Source organism: Rhizobium sp. EC-SD404 (assembly GCF_902498825.1).
Lineage (GTDB): Bacteria > Pseudomonadota > Alphaproteobacteria > Rhizobiales > Rhizobiaceae > Georhizobium.
The window spans coordinates 765,957-781,780 of sequence record NZ_LR701459.1; the positions used below are offsets into that span (position 1 = coordinate 765,957).

General features: G+C 60.9%; 14 protein-coding genes. 10 read left to right on the plus strand and 4 right to left on the minus strand.

The features are described from left to right. Window positions 1-105: 105 nt before the first annotated feature. A complete protein-coding gene (locus GC125_RS04640) occupies window positions 106-846 on the minus strand; it encodes a recombinase zinc beta ribbon domain-containing protein (RefSeq protein WP_151984248.1) in 741 nt (246 codons plus the stop codon). A gap of 162 nt (window positions 847-1,008) precedes the next feature. On the opposite strand from GC125_RS04640, the gene GC125_RS04645 reads away from it, so the two are divergent. Together GC125_RS04645 and GC125_RS04650 are read left to right on the plus strand one after the other, a co-directional pair. After that, window positions 1,009-2,181 carry a transporter substrate-binding domain-containing protein gene (locus tag GC125_RS04645; protein WP_151984249.1) on the plus strand — a complete coding sequence of 391 codons (1,173 nt, stop codon included), beginning with the start codon at window positions 1,009-1,011 and terminating at the stop codon, window positions 2,179-2,181. Window positions 2,182-2,209: 28 nt separating this feature from the next. Continuing rightward, window positions 2,210-2,815, plus strand: a complete 606-nt coding sequence (locus GC125_RS04650) for an ANTAR domain-containing response regulator (RefSeq protein WP_126007863.1) — start codon at window positions 2,210-2,212, stop codon at window positions 2,813-2,815. Window positions 2,816-3,015: 200 nt separating this feature from the next. Here the strand turns inward: GC125_RS04650 and GC125_RS04655 are convergent, their stop codons facing one another. After that, the gene (locus GC125_RS04655; protein WP_151984250.1) at window positions 3,016-4,131 is read right to left on the minus strand and encodes a mandelate racemase/muconate lactonizing enzyme family protein; all 1,116 of its coding nucleotides are present in this window, start codon (window positions 4,129-4,131) and stop codon (window positions 3,016-3,018) included. Window positions 4,132-4,535: 404 nt separating this feature from the next. Between GC125_RS04655 and GC125_RS04660 the strand changes: the two genes are divergently transcribed. The 5 genes from GC125_RS04660 to GC125_RS04680 all read left to right on the plus strand — a co-directional run bounded on the left by GC125_RS04660 (window position 4,536) and on the right by GC125_RS04680 (window position 9,700). Beyond that, window positions 4,536-5,519 (plus strand): TRAP transporter substrate-binding protein, encoded by a 984-nt coding sequence (locus GC125_RS04660; protein ID WP_151984251.1) that lies wholly within the window; start codon window positions 4,536-4,538, stop codon window positions 5,517-5,519. Between the two features lie 20 nt (window positions 5,520-5,539). After that, complete coding sequence (locus GC125_RS04665; RefSeq protein WP_151984252.1) at window positions 5,540-6,022, plus strand: TRAP transporter small permease; 483 nt, start codon at window positions 5,540-5,542, stop codon at window positions 6,020-6,022. Between the two features lie 33 nt (window positions 6,023-6,055). Further along, window positions 6,056-7,342, plus strand: a complete 1,287-nt coding sequence (locus GC125_RS04670; RefSeq protein WP_151984253.1) for a TRAP transporter large permease — start codon at window positions 6,056-6,058, stop codon at window positions 7,340-7,342. A 62-nt stretch (window positions 7,343-7,404) separates the two neighbouring features. Further along, on the plus strand, window positions 7,405-8,340 hold the full coding sequence (locus GC125_RS04675; protein ID WP_151984254.1) for a Gfo/Idh/MocA family protein: 936 nt from the start codon (window positions 7,405-7,407) through the stop codon (window positions 8,338-8,340). Continuing rightward, window positions 8,333-9,700 (plus strand): MmgE/PrpD family protein, encoded by a 1,368-nt coding sequence (locus GC125_RS04680; protein ID WP_151984255.1) that lies wholly within the window; start codon window positions 8,333-8,335, stop codon window positions 9,698-9,700. The genes GC125_RS04675 and GC125_RS04680 overlap by 8 nt, the downstream gene beginning before the upstream one ends. Window positions 9,701-9,703: 3 nt before the next feature. On the opposite strand, the gene GC125_RS04685 is transcribed toward GC125_RS04680, so the two are convergent. Both GC125_RS04685 and larB read right to left on the minus strand, forming a co-directional pair. Next, the gene (locus GC125_RS04685; RefSeq protein ID WP_151984256.1) at window positions 9,704-10,786 is read right to left on the minus strand and encodes a LacI family DNA-binding transcriptional regulator; all 1,083 of its coding nucleotides are present in this window, start codon (window positions 10,784-10,786) and stop codon (window positions 9,704-9,706) included. Beyond that, complete coding sequence (larB, locus tag GC125_RS04690) at window positions 10,783-11,556, minus strand: nickel pincer cofactor biosynthesis protein LarB (protein ID WP_353617040.1); 774 nt, start codon at window positions 11,554-11,556, stop codon at window positions 10,783-10,785. Before larB ends, GC125_RS04685 begins: the two co-directional genes overlap by 4 nt. Window positions 11,557-11,675: 119 nt before the next feature. On the opposite strand from larB, the gene GC125_RS04695 reads away from it, so the two are divergent. From GC125_RS04695 to GC125_RS04705, 3 genes are read left to right on the plus strand one after another with little or no spacing between them, the layout of a single operon-like run. Then, the gene (locus tag GC125_RS04695) at window positions 11,676-13,391 is read left to right on the plus strand and encodes an IlvD/Edd family dehydratase (RefSeq protein ID WP_151984257.1); all 1,716 of its coding nucleotides are present in this window, start codon (window positions 11,676-11,678) and stop codon (window positions 13,389-13,391) included. Between the two features lie 10 nt (window positions 13,392-13,401). Then, window positions 13,402-14,724 carry a nickel pincer cofactor-dependent isomerase, group 22 gene (locus tag GC125_RS04700; RefSeq protein WP_151984258.1) on the plus strand — a complete coding sequence of 441 codons (1,323 nt, stop codon included), beginning with the start codon at window positions 13,402-13,404 and terminating at the stop codon, window positions 14,722-14,724. Window position 14,725: 1 nt separating this feature from the next. After that, window positions 14,726-15,817 carry a Gfo/Idh/MocA family protein gene (locus tag GC125_RS04705; RefSeq protein WP_151984259.1) on the plus strand — a complete coding sequence of 364 codons (1,092 nt, stop codon included), beginning with the start codon at window positions 14,726-14,728 and terminating at the stop codon, window positions 15,815-15,817. Window positions 15,818-15,824: the final 7 nt, after the last annotated feature.

Sequence of the window (15,824 nt, forward strand, 5' to 3'; positions counted from 1 at the left end):
GAGTACGTCGGCAGGAAACCGTTTCGGTTATCTCGCCGTTAAATCTCAGCCAAATGGTGTATTCAATCTCAACTGGTGGATTCTGGTAGGCGGTGATGCGAGCGTTCACTTTCCGAAGAGCCCGACGGTCGTTCGGTAAAGGTGGCTGCGAGCCCCCGCAACCAGCGTTATCGACAAGGCCTCAGTCGCAAGACTGGGGCCTTTTTGCATTCCAACAGCACCCAACGCCAGGATCGCAGCAAGCTCGCCGACCAACTCGATCTGCAACTGGCCGTCCTCCGGGATCAGCCGAATAGCAGACAGGAGAGAGCGCAGGCGCTCTGCAGCCTCTACCTTCAATGCGTCGTCGTTCAACGACGCTCTGAGATCAGAGACTTTGCGCCGGTAGAGTTCAGAAAGGCCAGGATGAAGACGAGGCGGCTCGGGCGCAGTCGGCTGCGTCTGCTTCAGCTGACGCTTGCGTTCTTCCAGGGAACGGAGCTCTTCTCCCATTGCTTCCGCATAGAGATCGTTCTTCACGGCCGTGACGATGTTGGCGATCTGGCGGTCGACCTTTTGAAGCTCTGCGTCCCGTCGCACCCGGATGGCATTCTCTTCGCCCCGGAGCCGGTTCCACTCGCGCTGATACTCGCCAACGAATTCCGCGACGAGGTCGGGATGCAGAAGGCTGTCGCGCAGGCCGTCGAGAACGGCATCATCGAGACGGTCCCGACGCATGGTCAGGCGGTTGTCGCAGGCGCCGCGGTTGCGGACATTGGCGCAGCCATATTGGTGTTTGTTGACGAGAATGAAGCCGCCGCCGCAGACCCCGCACCCAATGATCACTGGGGAAGGGTGCTGGCCCATGAAAGGCGCTTTGGTCCCTATCCCCGCTTGCGCCCGCCACAGAGAGAACGATCTTTAGTTCGGATGAGGCCGAGAACGATGTCGCTGGGATGCGGTTCTCGAAGACTGATCGAAGACCAGCGTATCGATTTCGAGATCGACAATCAGGCAGGATGATATCAGATGGCCGAAGCCGGCACGGGGAAGCCTTGGAAAGTTGGAGTTCTCTTTTCCTACACGGGCGTAACGTCGGTCATCGAACAGTCGCAGAGAAATGGCGCTTTGCTGGCGATCAGTGAGATCAACGCAGCCGGAGGCGTCGACGGCCGGATGATCGAGCCCGTCGTCTACGATCCCAAATCGGTCGTGTCGGAATATGGCCGGCTTGCCGAGCGCCTGATCGTTGAGGACAAGGCCAACGTGATTTTTGGTTGCTACATGTCGTCTGCTCGCAAGGAGGTTCTCCCTGTCATCGAGCGGCGCAATGCGCTCTTCTTTTATCCGACGCTGTACGAGGGGTTCGAGTACTCACCGAACGTGATTTATGGCGGAGCAACGCCGAACCAGAACAGTGTGCCTCTCGCGAGATACCTGATGGAAAATTACGGAGATCGGTTCTTCTTCGTCGGGTCGGACTACATCTATCCGCGCGAGTCCAATCGCGTCATGCGCAACGTCGTTCGCCAGGGCGGTGGAGATGTCATCGGCGAACGGTACGTGTCGCTCGATGCTTCAGAGGGCGACTTTGCCGAGATCATTGCCGAGATCAAAGCTGCCGAACCTGACGTCATCTTCTCGACCGTCGTCGGGCAGGGGACGGTGAACTTCTATCGCGCCTTTCATCAGGCGGGCTGCGATTCCAGCCGGATCCCGATCGGAAGCCTCACGACGAACGAAGCGGAGATTGCGGAAATGGGTGTCGACGCGGCCGTCGGGCACATCACGGCTGCTCCCTATTTTCGCAATATCGAAAGCGAGGCCAACACCGCCTTTTTGACGCGATACAAAGAGATGTTCGGATCGATCACGCATGTGACCAGCTGCTGCGAGGCGACCTATTTCCAAGTTCACCTTTTTGCACGCGCGCTTGCCAAGACCCGATCGGTCGACACCGATGCGCTTCGCGAAGCGCTCCTGGGTTCCGTGTTCGACGCACCTCAAGGGCAGGTGAAGATCGATCCCGACAATTCGCACACATATCTTCAGTCGCGGATCGGAAAAGTCGACGAACGCGGCGAATATGTCGTCGAACAGGAGGTGAAACGCTCGATCAAGCCGGATCCTTACCTGGTTAACCCCGGATTGGACGACTGGAGCTTGCGTTTGCATCGCCCAAAGCGCTCTTTACAGCGTTAGGTTTGTCTGAGGTGGGGGCGATTGGGCAATGACTGACCTCATCAACGAAGTGCGTGGCTTGAATGTCCTGGTCATTCATCCGCGGGACGGGGAGATCGAGGAACTTCTCAAGCAAATCAGCCGCATCGGATGCAATGTCGCCAATCTCTGGCCGATGCCGAATGAAGTCCCCGAGGGAACGGATGTCATCTTTCTGGAAATCACCGAGGCGGTCGCCGAGAAAACCGTCGCGCTTCTCGGCCGCGAGACGATCAATCGTCCGACGCTGATCGGCATCATTGGCTATGAAAACCCATCTGTGCTGCAAGGCCTCATTGATCTCAGCGTGCACACGGTGATTGCCAAGCCGCTGCGGCCGTTCGGTGTCATGAGCAACATCCTGATGGCGCGCCGCGTCTGGCACGTGAACAAGAGCTATGATGGCGAGATCCTCAAGCTCAAGGCAAAGATCGAGAATGTTCAGAAGATCGCGGACGCCAAATTTATCCTGATGCGGCACCACGGCGTCAACGAGAAAGAAGCCTACAAGATCATTCGAAATCAAGCGATGTCCAAGCGAACCTCGACGATCGAGATCGCCCAATCGATCATCAATGCAGATGGTATCCTGAACAGCTTGGTAGGCGAACGATAGGAGTGGTGGAGGGCAATCAGCGAAAGCTCCGTCGGCAAAGGCATTCTCAAGCACTTCGGCAATTCAGAAGCTGAGCTCGCTTGGGTGGCGCTCATGTCACTGAGCAAGAAGCCGGGTGCTGCGTCGGACACCGTGGTGATGGCTGGACGTACCATCGCAAATCTTGGGATGCTGTAGCGCGCGCTTGGATCAAACCCGCTCTAGGCTTCGTCGAATTCTCGGATGAAATCCATGTCCAGCTCAAGACCGTGGCCCGGGCCGGTCGGTATCTCGATGAAGCCTTTGTGCGGCAGCGGCGCGTTGCGCACGATCTTGTTTGAAACGTCTTCGAAGATCCGCAGGCGTTCCAGGAAGAGCGCGTTCGGCATCACGCTGACGATGTGCATGTGCATGTGCTCCATCGCGTGAGGCGCGAATTTCAGGTTCCATGCCTGCGTCAGCGCGCCGATCTTGAGCATTTCAGTCATGCCGCCAGCGCGCGCGCCATCAAGCTGGATGACGTCTGCCGCTTCGCCGAGGATGAGATCGCGCGCGCCGTATTTCGTGTATTCGTGCTCGCCGGTTGCGAGAGGAATGCTGGTGCCGCGCCGCACGCGGGCGAGGCCGGGAATGTCGTCTGCGAGAACCGGCTCCTCAAAGAGATAGATATCGAATTCCTTGGCGCGGTCGGCAAACTTGATCGCCGTTCCGGCGTCCCAGCAATTGTTGGCATCGATCAACAGCCGGATATCGGGTCCGACAGCCTCGCGGACTTTGCGCACGCGCGCGAGATCGCGGGTAAGGTTCTGGGCGTTGTCCACGCCCACCTTGAACTTGATGTGACTATAGCCTTCCTCGACCATGCCCACCATTTCGTCGACGAGCTGGTCGTCGTCGTATGACGTCCAGCCGCCACTGGCATAGACTGGCAGACGGGTCTTGCCGCCGCCGAGCAGCCGGTAGAGCGGCAGGCCGATGATCTTTCCCTTGAGGTCCCACAGCGCAAGGTCCACGGCGCTCAATGCGCAATAGGTGAGGCCCTTGCGGCCGACGCCTCTAAGATAGTGAAACAGCTCCTCCCACAGCACTTCCGTATCCAGCGGATCCCGGCCGACGATCCTTGGCGCGATGTTGTGCAGGATCAGGCTTCGCGTCGCTTCGCCGCCGACCTCGTGATAGGTGAGGCCGAAGCCCTCAAGCCCTTGATCGGTGGTGATCCTGACCACGGTAAAGCCGATCGTCTCGACAGTGCGCGTGGCATCGGCAAACCCTGCGGCGACGGGTGAGGACACCAGATGGACGTCGATCTTGGCGATGCGATGTTGGTGCGTGCTCATCCGGAGGCTCCGTCTCGAGTGGTGATGTCTATCAAGCCGAATAGGATATGTAAGCGGTTTAATCAATGGGCGAACGCTGCGCAAAGAAACCTTGCCCGAAAGACCTGAACGGGAGCAGAGTGCGCGCGGCGAGGCGGAGAATGGCGAATTCTCGGGGCCCTATATCGTCGATCGATTGCTGATAGAGCGGGTTTTTGGTGCGGTGCGTCGAAGGCTGTCGCATGCATCCCGACTTTTTTGACGGCGGACGAATTGACGGACCAGAAAAGCAGTGCAAATATGTAAGCGATTACACAGGTGCCGTAATCAGGGAGAGATGGTTGGGGGTTGTGCGGGCATTCCGCAAATTTGATGGCGCTGTCGCTGTCGACATCCCCGGCCGCATTGAAAAGGAGGAGTAAACGGTGAATTCGAAGCTTCTATTGACGACGGCAATCTCGCTCGTGCTGTCCGCAGGGCTTGCGGCTGCTGCTGATGTGACATTGCGCGTCGGAACGGTCTACCAGACGACCCATACGATCTCCCAGGGCAGCGCCGAGTTCGAGCGCCTCGTCGAAGAGAAGTCGGATGGCGCCATCGACGTTCAGGTCTTCTACGCGGAGGAACTCGGTTCCGAACGCGAGATGGCCGAGATGACGCGTGCCGGTGGTCTCGAGATGGTGCTGAGCGGTCTGCCGGGCACCGGTTCCTTCGTCCCCCAGCTTGAGGTGATGGAGGCCTTCTACACCTACACGGACGTAGAAGATCTCGCGAATGTCTTCAATGCGATCTCAGACGACCTGAACGCCTTCATGGAGCCGCAGGGCTTCCATCTCGTCGGCACCATGTACCAGGGCCCACGCAATCTTCTTTCGAAAACCCCGGTGCGCTCGCTTGAAGACATGGCCGGGCTGAAGCTGCGCATTCCGCAGACGCCTCTCTTCGTCGCGCTGGCCCAGACCTGGGGTGCGACGCCCACGGCCATCAGCCTTGGCGAAGTCTACACCTCGCTTGAATCGGGTGTAATCGACGCTGTCGACGGTACTTCGGAAACGATCGTGTCGAGCAAGTTCTTCGAACGGGCCGGCTATCTCACGCTGACCCGTCACAACTTCTATCCGCAGCCGATGGTGGCCAACAAGGCATGGTGGGATGGTCTCAGCGACGAGCACCGCCAGATCATCGAGGAAGCTGCGGCCGAAGCCGGCGAGTTCCAACTCGGACTTCACAAGGCGGCCGACGAAGCTGCCATGCAGGCCATGGTCGATGGCGGCGTCGAGATCATCGAAGTCGATATCGCACCGTTCCGCGAGCCTGTGCTGGCGGCGATGGACGAGTATGTGAAGAGCAAGGGTGACGACGTCTACGCCGTCTACCAGAAGATGCTCGAAGCATCGAGCGCCGAGTAATTTGAAGAGTGAGGCCGGGGATGACAAGCGCTTATATCAAAACTCTTGAAACGCTCATCATTCTCGGCCTTGTCGCCATGGTGAGCCTGACGCTGAGCTCGACGTTGATCCGGCTCATTCCGGGTCAGGGCGGCATTTATTGGGCTGAAGAAGTCAGCCGCTACATCAGCATCTGGGTCGTGTTCCTAGCCGGAGGTCTCGGCATCCGGTACTGGATCCACCTGAACGTCGATATCTTCGTGATCATGTTGCCGGGACGCGCTCAGAACTGGCTGATGATCTTCTGCCTCGGCTTGATGCTGCTGTTCGAAGGCGTTCTCCTTTGGTTCGGAGGAACGCTGACGATCTCGAACCACGCCCAGCAGTCCGCCTCTCTCCAGATGCCCATGAGCTATGCCTACGCCGCGATTCCGGTCGGCGCAGTCATCATGATCGGTGAGACGCTCCGCCTGATCTGGCGCGAGTACACGTCTCAGCCGCGAGAATTCTTCGAGGCGGACTGAGCGTTTCGTCTGCTGCTTGCCAAGGCTTGTCTCATGATTCCTGTTCTTTTCAGTTCGTTTCTCATTCTGCTTCTGATTGGCGTACCGATCGCTTTTTCCATCGGTCTTGCATCGCTGCTTCCCATTTATCTCGAAGGCAATCTGCCGCTGTCGCTCGTGATCAGCCGGATGTTCGGCGGGATCGATTCCTTCCCGCTGATGGCGATCCCGTTCTTCATCCTGACGGGCACCTTGGCGAACGCTTGCAAGATGACCGACAAGATCATGGATCTTGCCGCGTTCATGGTCGGTCGCATGCGCGCCGGCCTCGCGCACTGCGATATCATCGCGTCCATTCTATTCGGTGGCATCACAGGTTCCGCCGTTGCCGACGCTGCTTCGCAGGGTTCCGTTCTGATCCCGAGCATGAAGGCCCATGGCTATCCCGCCGGCTATGCGGCCGCGGTGACGAGCTCGTCATCGGTGATGGGGTCGATCATCCCGCCCAGCACGCTGATGATCATCTATGGCTATTTGACCGGCGTCTCGACCGGCAAGCTCTTTCTCGGCGGCGTCATTCCGGGGATCCTCGTCGGATTGACCCTGATGCTCGTCGCGCATCTCGAAGCGGTCCGTCTCGGCATCGGCGTCGACCATGACGCTCGCAAGCGCGACTGGGGCAATTTCCTGAAGGTGCTGCGCGGTTCGGGCCCCGCCATGCTGATTCCGATCATCATTCTCGGCGGCATCACGGGGGGCTTTTTCACGCCAACCGAAGCAGGCGTCATCGCCATCGGGACGATCCTTATCCTCGGTACGTTCGTCTATGGTGGTTTTACCTGGGAGAGACTGCGCAAGGCTTTGTTGAACGCCGGCTTCACCACCGCGATGGTGATGCTAATCCTGGCCACATCGACGGTCTTCGCGAACCTGATGACCCGGGCTCGCGTTCAGGCCGAGATGATCGAGTTCTTGCAAAGCGTCACGGTCGTTCCGGAACTGCAGATGGCGCTGGTGATCGTTGCGCTGCTCGGTCTCGGCCTGTTCATCGATGCGACTGCCGTTCTCATCATGTTTGCCGCACCTTTGGCGGCGGTCAGCGCTGGGCTTGGCTACGATCCGATCCACGCCGGCATCGTCTTCGTGATCGCATGCCTCATCGGCGGCCTCACGCCGCCCGTCGGGACGCTTCTCTTTATAGGCGCGGGGATAGCCAGGATCAGTATCGCGGAGGCGTCGAAGTCGATCCTGCCCTTCGTCGTCGCCCTGATCATCGCGACCTTCGTGTTCATGCTGGTTCCGCCGCTGGTCACCTGGCTGCCCAATCTCGCGTTCGACTGATACGCGATGGCGCGCCGCCCGAAGCGGCGCGCGTTTCGGATTGAAGTCTCGAAGGAATCCAAATGCTGAAATTCGGTGTGTGTGGCACGGCTTTCTGGGCCGACAATGTCCATGTTCCTGGCTTGCTTGCCAACGAGGATGTGGAACTGGTCGGGGTCTGGGGTCGCGATGCCGGCAAGCGGGATGATCTTGCGTCGAAACATGGGCTGCGCTCCTTCGCCAGCTTCGAGGCGCTGTGCGATGAGGTCGATGCGCTGTCCTTCGCCGTCCCGCCGACTGCCCAGGCAGAACTGGCGCCTCAGGCGATTGCGCGAGGTCTGCACGTCATTCTCGAAAAGCCGCTTGGCCCCAGCCTCGATGAGGCCAACGCGATCGTCGAAGGCATCCGCAGTCGCGGCACATCGGCTGTCTGTTTTCTGACACGCATGTTCGTCGACGAAGTGGTCGACTTCGTCTCCGAGGCCCGCAAACTGCAGCCCGTCAAAGGTGAGGCGAGCTTTCGCTCCAATGCCCTGCTGCAAGGACCATATGCGTCGTCCTCCTGGCGCCAGGAACGGCATGGTGCGTTGCTGGACGCGGCGCCCCACGGCATGTCGGTGCTCGTTGCTGCATTGGGTCCGATCACGGACGTGTCGGCGGAATGGGCGGGCGATGGCACCTACTCGCTGTTCTTCAAGCACGCCGGCGAGGTGACCTCGACGCTCGATCTGAATTTGCGCGATACCGAAGTTCAGTTCGCCGAGCGCTACGCGTTCGCCAATGACCGCAGCGTTTCACTGCCGAAGCTTGCCTATGATCGCAAAGCGACCTTCACCCGCGCCAGCGAAGTTCTGGTCGAGCAGGTCAAGCTTGGCAGCGAGCAAGCGCAGAGCCAGCTTGGCCTCGCTCTTCACCTCGTGGCGGTCGCAGCGGCGGCGCAGAAGAGTTTGGCGATCGGAGGCAACTTTCAGAAAGTCGCGCCAACCGACCATCGTCTTGAAGGAGCGGTGAATGGCTGAGGATCTCGCCTACGGCCGCTTGCTTGCCCAGTTCGCCACGCAGTGGCGCACGCGGGCCATGAGCGATGAGGTCGCTCTCAAGACGAGGCTCCACATCATCGACACGATCGCGGCGATCGTCTCCGGCTCTGCGCTGGAAGCTGGCCGGGCAGGGCGGCGATACGTGGAGTCTTTGGGTGGGCGGGAAGTCGCATCCGTGATCGGCACATCGATCAAGGCACCCATCATCGAGGCCGCGCTCGCCAACGGCATGGCTGCCCACGCGGACGAGTCCGACGACTCCCACGAGACGAGCCAGACCCATCCCGGCTGTGGTGTCTTGCCAGCCGTGCTCGCCGTTGCCGAAGAGGTCGGTTCGACGGGCCAGGAATTCATCGAGGCCGTCAATCTCGGCTATGAAATGACCATCCGGTTCGGCGAGGCGATGGCGCCGGCCATGAGCTTTGCGAAATCTTCGCTGTCCTGCCACGCATTCGGCCCGCTGTTCGGAGCGGGGTTTGCTGCTGGCTACCTGATGCGCTTCGATGAGGAGAAATACCTCATCCTGCTCAACTATCTTGCCCAGGAAGCATCCGGCCTGACGACATGGCGACTGGATGAAGCGCACACGCTGAAGAGTTACGTCTTCGCCGGCATGCCGGCCAGCAATGGCGTGAAGGCCGCGGCGTTCGTGCGGTCGGGCTTCACGGGCAGCGGCGATGTCCTCAACCCGGCAAACCGCAATTTCTTCGACGCTTTCTCCGACGCCATGAAGCCCGAGAAACTCTACGAAAATCTCGATGGCCCTTGCCGTATTCTGGAGACGGACTTCAAGAAATACAGCGTCGGGTTTCCAATCGCCGCGCCGATCTCGGCGCTCGAAAGCATCCTCGATCAGCATGCGGTCAAGCCTGGCGACATCCAGGCGATCCGGATTCGATATCTCGACGACTGGTACAAGGTGATCGGTGACGAGAACCGCATGCCGGATCTGAACCTGCGTTATTGCATGGCCGTCACGATCCTGGATGGCGCTTTGACATTTGCGGCCGCGCATGACGAACAGCGGATGCTGGACCCTGGCGTGCGCGCGCTTGGCGAAAGGATCAGTTTTCTGCCTGCGGAGCCCGGCCAGGATCGCTTCGAGGCACGTCTGGAAGTGGACGTTTCAACGGAAACACTGACCGCGTCCCAGGGCCTCTTCGTGCTCGGTCGGAAGGAAAATCCGATGAGCGTCGAGCAGGTGCACGAGAAGGCGCGCGAGCTGCTGGAAATGGTTCTGGACGCCGATGAGGCGCAATCCGTGATCGATCACGTCCATGCTCTGTCTGAGGCACCTGACATCTCCGCCCTCATCAGAACGATGACCGTCTGCCGTTAAGCGTTAGATGTCCGTCGTGCGGGGAGCCCCGGTCGAAGACCGGATGACCAATTGTGCGTTGACGCGGATCGGGAGCGCGATCTCTTCCCCGTCGAGCACGTTCATCACATAGTTCGCGATCACTTGCCCCATCTCACGGCTGGGAACGTCGACGGTGGTGAGCGGCGGATCCACATGGCGCGCAAGTTCGATATCGTCGAAACCGGATATCGAGATATCCGATGGCACCGACAGGCCCTGCGCCTTCGCCTCGATGACCGCGCCGGATGCGAGGTAGTCGTTGGTGCAGATCACGGCGGTCGGCCGCATCGGCTCTTCGATGATCGCGCGCATGCCTTCGCGACCGCAGCCGATCGTCCACTGCGGAACGATCTTGAAATGTTGCGGGCGAACGGCGATGCCTTCCTTGGCCAGCGTATCCTGAATGCCGTTGATGCGCAGACGGATGCGGTCGTTATGGGCGTAGTTGGCGGCGATCACGCCGAACGAGCGATGGCCGAGATCGATCAGATACCGCACCATGTTCGACATCTCGTCGTAATTGTCGATGCCGATGCAGTTCGTGCGTCCGAAAGCGCCGGTGGTGTAGACGATGACGTGCAGCACCTTGCGCTGTTCCAGCATCGTGAACAGTTCCTGGGGGTGGTCTTCGCCCATGATCACCAGGCACTCGACGCCGTTCTGGACCATCTTCGCCGCTTGATCGAGCGTTCTGGCCTCCGAAGCATCGGGACGGCCGAGCAGCAGCGTGTAGCCGCCTGAACCGAGCGCCTGCTGCAGGGATTCCAGCATCGTCGCGATGGTCTGGTGACCGAGCGTCGGGATGAGGGCGCCGATCGTGCGCGTCCGCTGGCTGGCGAGCGCCTGCGCCGCGCCATGGGGGATCCAGCCAAGCTCGGCGATGGCAGCTTCGACGCGGCGCCGCGTCTTCTCCGTCACGGTGCTTGGCGCGTTGATGACGCGAGAGGCTGTCGCGGTCGACACTTTCGCCAGGCGCGCCACATCCTCGAGCTTGACGCCGGCCTGCGTCGAGCGCCGCGAACGCGTCTTCCGGACTTGCTTGGCTTCTTCTGCCGTATCGCTCAAACGCTCGATCCCCTTTGCTCCGCCTGCGGCGGCACCGCCAAGTCGCGGTCATCTTTCACGTCGGCCTGTCGTTGCCCGATCAACAGCATTTTGCGCGCCGCAGCAGCGGCACCGAACCCGTTGTCTATATTGACCGTCACGATGCCTGGCGCACAAGATGCGAGCGCGGAAGTCAATGCGGCATGTCCGCCTGCCGACACGCCATAGCCGACGGAAGTGGGTACGGCGATGACCGGTGCTTGAACCAACCCGGCCAGAACGCTGAACAAGGCCCCCTCCATCCCAGCGACTGCAATGATCAGCCGGTACGATCGGATTTCATCGATGCGGTCGAGAAGCCGCCATAGGCCTGCGACGCCGACATCGGCAAAAAGCTTCGAGCGGTGGCCAAAAAACTCCAGCGATCGAAGCGCTTCCCACGCCACCGGCATGTCGGACGTCCCGGCTGCGACGACGGCGACGTCCAGGCTCTTGCTCAGCGTCGGTTCGCCGGAGCCGATCCGAGCGGTCGATGACGCGCGATCGTATCGCAGCCGGAGACCCAGCTTCGACAGTGCCTCGGCCTTGTCGGGGTCCAGCCGGGTGATCAGCGCGCTGTCGCGCCGCTCTTTGATCTCGCTCAGAATGTCCGCCAGTTGTTCGATGCTTTTGCCCGACGCGAAGATGGCTTCCGCAATGCCGGTTCTGGCCTCGCGATCGCGGTCGATCAGGTGTTCCGCCGGACGGTCGTTTGGCATCGGTTCGTTCGCGCGATTTTCCGTGATCGGCACTGCGGCTCCTTGCGGTTGACGATGGACAAGACGATTTCGATCCCCTATAGCAAACACAATTGTAAGCGCTTACGTTTCCGATGTCGACTGATCTCTTAATAGGGTGAGAACTGAAAAAGATGAGCAAAGCCAAGGGTATGCGCAAGGGGTTGGCCGGGTATGGCGATGCGGGCTTTTCCCTTTTCCTGCGAAAGGCTTTCATCAAGGCGATGGGCTATTCCGACGATGCCCTTGACCGTCCGATCATCGGTATCACCAACACCTATTCCGGCTTCAATGCGTGCCACCGCAATGTGCCCGACATGATCGAGGCGATCAAACGCGGCGTCATGCTGGCCGGCGGGCTCCCGGTCGATTTCCCCGTGATTTCGATGCACGAGGCGTTCACCAATCCGACCAGCATGTATGTGCGCAATCTCATGGCCATGGATGCCGAAGAGATGATCCGGGCGCAGCCGATGGATGCAGTCGTGCTGATCGGTGGGTGCGACAAGACCGTGCCGGCGCTGCTCATGGGCGCGGCGAGTGCGGATGTCCCCGCCATCATGACCGTGACCGGTCCGATGATCACCGGCAGCCACAAGGGCGAGCGGCTTGGCGCCTGCACCGACTGCAGGCGTCTTTGGGGCCAGCACCGCGCCGGCGAGATCGACGAGGCAGAGATCGAGGAAATCAGCGGCAAGCTGGCTCCCGGCGCCGGCACCTGCATGGTGATGGGCACGGCAAGCACGATGGCGCTGGTGACTGAAGCCATGGGCATGATGCTTCCCGGCGGTGCGTCGATCCCGGCGGTCCATGCCGATCGCATGCGCCATGCGGAAGCAACAGGCGCGCGCGCCGTGGAAATTGCAGCCGAGAACCTGCGTCCATCGGCGATCATGAACAAGGCGTCGATGCGCAATGCCATGCGCGTGCTCCAGGCGGTCGGCGGCTCGACCAACGGCGTGGTCCATCTCGCCGCCATCGCCGGTCGTCTTGGATTCGATTTCGATCTGGAAGACCTCGATCAACTGGGCGCCGAGACGCCGGTGCTGGTCGACCTCAAGCCTTCGGGTCAGCATTACATGGAGGATCTCTTCCGGGCGGGCGGGCTGACCACCGTTTTGCGCGAGATCCAGGATCTGCTCGATCAGGACTGCATGACCATTACCGGACGCACGCTTCGCGACAACATCGAAGCGCAGCCGCCGACCTGGAAGCAGGATGCCGTGCGTCCGATCTCGGACCCGATCCACCAGGGCGGCGGGATCCGCCTGCTGCGCGGAAATCTTGCGCCCAATGGCGCCATCATCAAGCAGGCGGCCGCGACGAAATCGCTCCTGAAGCACAAGGGCCGTGCGGTTGTCTTCACGTCGCTTGCAGACATGGCGGATCGCCTGGATTCACCGGATCTCGATGTTGCCGCCGACGATGTTCTCGTCTTACAAAATGCCGGCCCGAAAGGTGCGCCCGGCATGCCTGAAGCGGGCTATATCCCGATCCCGAAGAAGCTGGCAGCCCAAGGCGTCAAGGACATGGTGCGATTGTCCGATGCGCGCATGAGCGGCACTGCCTTCGGCGCAATCGTCTTGCACATCTCGCCTGAAGCAGCGGCAGGCGGCCCGCTTGCGCTGGTGCGGGATGGCGATGAAATCGAACTCGATGTGGAAGCCGGACGCCTGTCGCTGCACGTCACCGACGAAGAGCTTGAGCGCCGCAAGGCGGAATGGTCGCCGCCATCGCACGTGAAGGCCGAACGCGGCTACGCGAAACTCTACTACGACGAAGTGCTCCAGGCCGAGGACGGCTGCGACTTCAACTTCCTGCGCGCCAAGCCACGCAGTTTGCACGACTGAGGATACCGTCATGGCGAGCGCACAGTTTCCCGAGCTGAGGTTCAAGCATCTTGAGGACGTCGTCCTGCCGAAGGTTGCGCGCGTCCGTCTGCGTCATCCGGCCGGCGATCCGATAGCCGATGTGGCGGGTGCCGCAGCGAAGGCAATACGCTCCTCAGCTCGCCTGAACGCCATGCCGGCGGGAAGCGTGATCGCCGTCGCACTGGGCAGCCGTGGGATCAACAGCATCCCGACGGTCGCCCGCACTGTGATCGACACGCTGAAGGCGATGGGCCACGTACCTTTCGTCGTTCCGGCGATGGGGAGCCATGGGGGCGGCACGGCTGAAGGCCAGGTAAAGGTGCTCGCCAATCTCGGTTTGACGCCCGAAGCGCTTGGTTGCGAGATAAGGGCAACGATGGATGTCGTCGACTACGGCGAGACCGCAGACGGGGCGCGCTGCAAGTTCGACAAGAATGCAGCAGGCGCCGATGCGGTCGTGGTGATCAACCGCGTGAAATCCCATACGACCTTCGATCGGCCGATCGAAAGCGGGCTGGTCAAGATTACGGCCGTCGGCCTCGGTAAAGCGGACGGAGCGCGGGCCGTCCATCGCACCGGCCCGCCGGCCCTGAGTGAGACATTGCCGGCGCTCGCAAAGATCGCGCTGGAGCGCTCGCCCATCGCCTTCGGCATCGCGCTCGTCGAGAATGCGGCGAAGCAACTGGTCGTTCTGGAAGGCGTCGATCGGGACGATTTCTTCGAGGCGGACGAACGTCTTCTCAAGCTTGCAAAAACCCACACCGCGCGGCTGCCTTTCGACCACATCGATGCCTTGGTGGTCGAGCAGATCGGCAAGGATATTTCAGGCGCTGGCATGGACCATGCCGTGACGGGGAGGGCCGATCTTCGATCGATACCCAATCCGCCGCCTTTCGTTTCGCGGATCGCGGTGCTTGGCTTGTCCAAGGCGACCGGCGGCAACGGTCTCGGCATAGGTCTTGCGGATTTCACGACACTCGACGTCGCCGCCAAGGTCGACGTGCAGCAGATCTACATGAACTCGCTGACCTCCACGCTCGTCGAAAAGTCGCGCTTCCCCATCGTGCTTGCGGACGACCGCGATGCCTTGCGTGCGCTGGTCTCAACCTCCTGGTCGAAATCCGATCCGGAGACTGAGCTCTGCATCATCCGCTCCACGCTTCATCTCGACGAAGTCCTGCTGTCATCCGCCCTGCTGCCTGCAATGCGCGCCAGCGCCAACTATGTGGACGAGGGGCCCCTGGAAGATCTTCAGTTCGACGAGGCGGGCCGGCTCCTCACCCGCGCCTATGCAGCCGATATGGCGGCCTGACATGAGCGATCGGGACAGGAAGCGGCTCCGTGTCGCCATCATCGGCTGTGGATGGGTTGCCGGCAGCCAGATCGAGCGGGGCTTTGACGCCCTGAAGGATCGCTTCGACGTTGCGGCGTGCTGCGATCTCGACGACGCGAGGGCCAGGTCCTTTGCGGACAAACACGGCATCGAACGAGTCGCGGGTTACGAGGCCATTCTGGCGAGCGACGAGGTGGACGTCGTCAGCATCTGCACGCCGCCTTCCATGCATCATGCGATGGTGATGGCAGCGCTGGAGGCCGGCAAGGACGTCATATGCGAAAAGCCGTTCACCAGCTCGTTGCGGTTGATGGACGAGGTCATCGCAGCCGAAAAGCGATCCGGACGCCGGGTGATGCCGATTTTCCAGTACCGTTTTGCGCCGGGCATCGCGAAGATCAAGGCGCTGATCGCGTCGGGTCTGTGTGGTCGACCCTATGTGTCTGCCGTGGAAACGGCATGGCTGCGCGGGCCGGCCTACTACTCGGTGCCGTGGCGCGGAAAGTTCGCGACCGAACTGGGCGGCGTGCTGCTCACGCAGTCGATCCACATCCACGATCTTTTCGCCTGGTTGATGGGCCCGATCGCCGAGGTGCGCGGGTTCAAGACGACCAGGGTCAATCCGATCGAAGTGGAGGATTGCGCGGTGGCGAGCCTTCGCATGGCCGATGGTTCTCTCGCATCGCTGACCGCCACGCTCGGTTCGGTTCGCCGGAGCACCCGCATCCGGCTCTGCTTCGAGAATATGGTCATCGAGCGATACTGCCGTGACGAAAACGCGATCCGTCCCGGTTACGAGCCATGGGAAGTGACGGCCGCGACACCGGAACTCCAGCAACAGGCGGAAGCGATCCTGGCTGCTGCGCCGGTCGGGCGCGAGGGCTTCGCGGGCCAATTCGAGGATTTCGCGGACGCCCTCCACCAGTCTCGACCATTTGCAGTGACGCTGGAGGATGCGCGGCGATCGCTGGAACTCATCACGGCTCAGTTCCACGCGGCCGAAACGGGCGAAACGGTGGCCCTGCCAATCACGGAGGAACATCCGCGTTACGATGGTTGGGTGCATGTCTGAGAAGGCA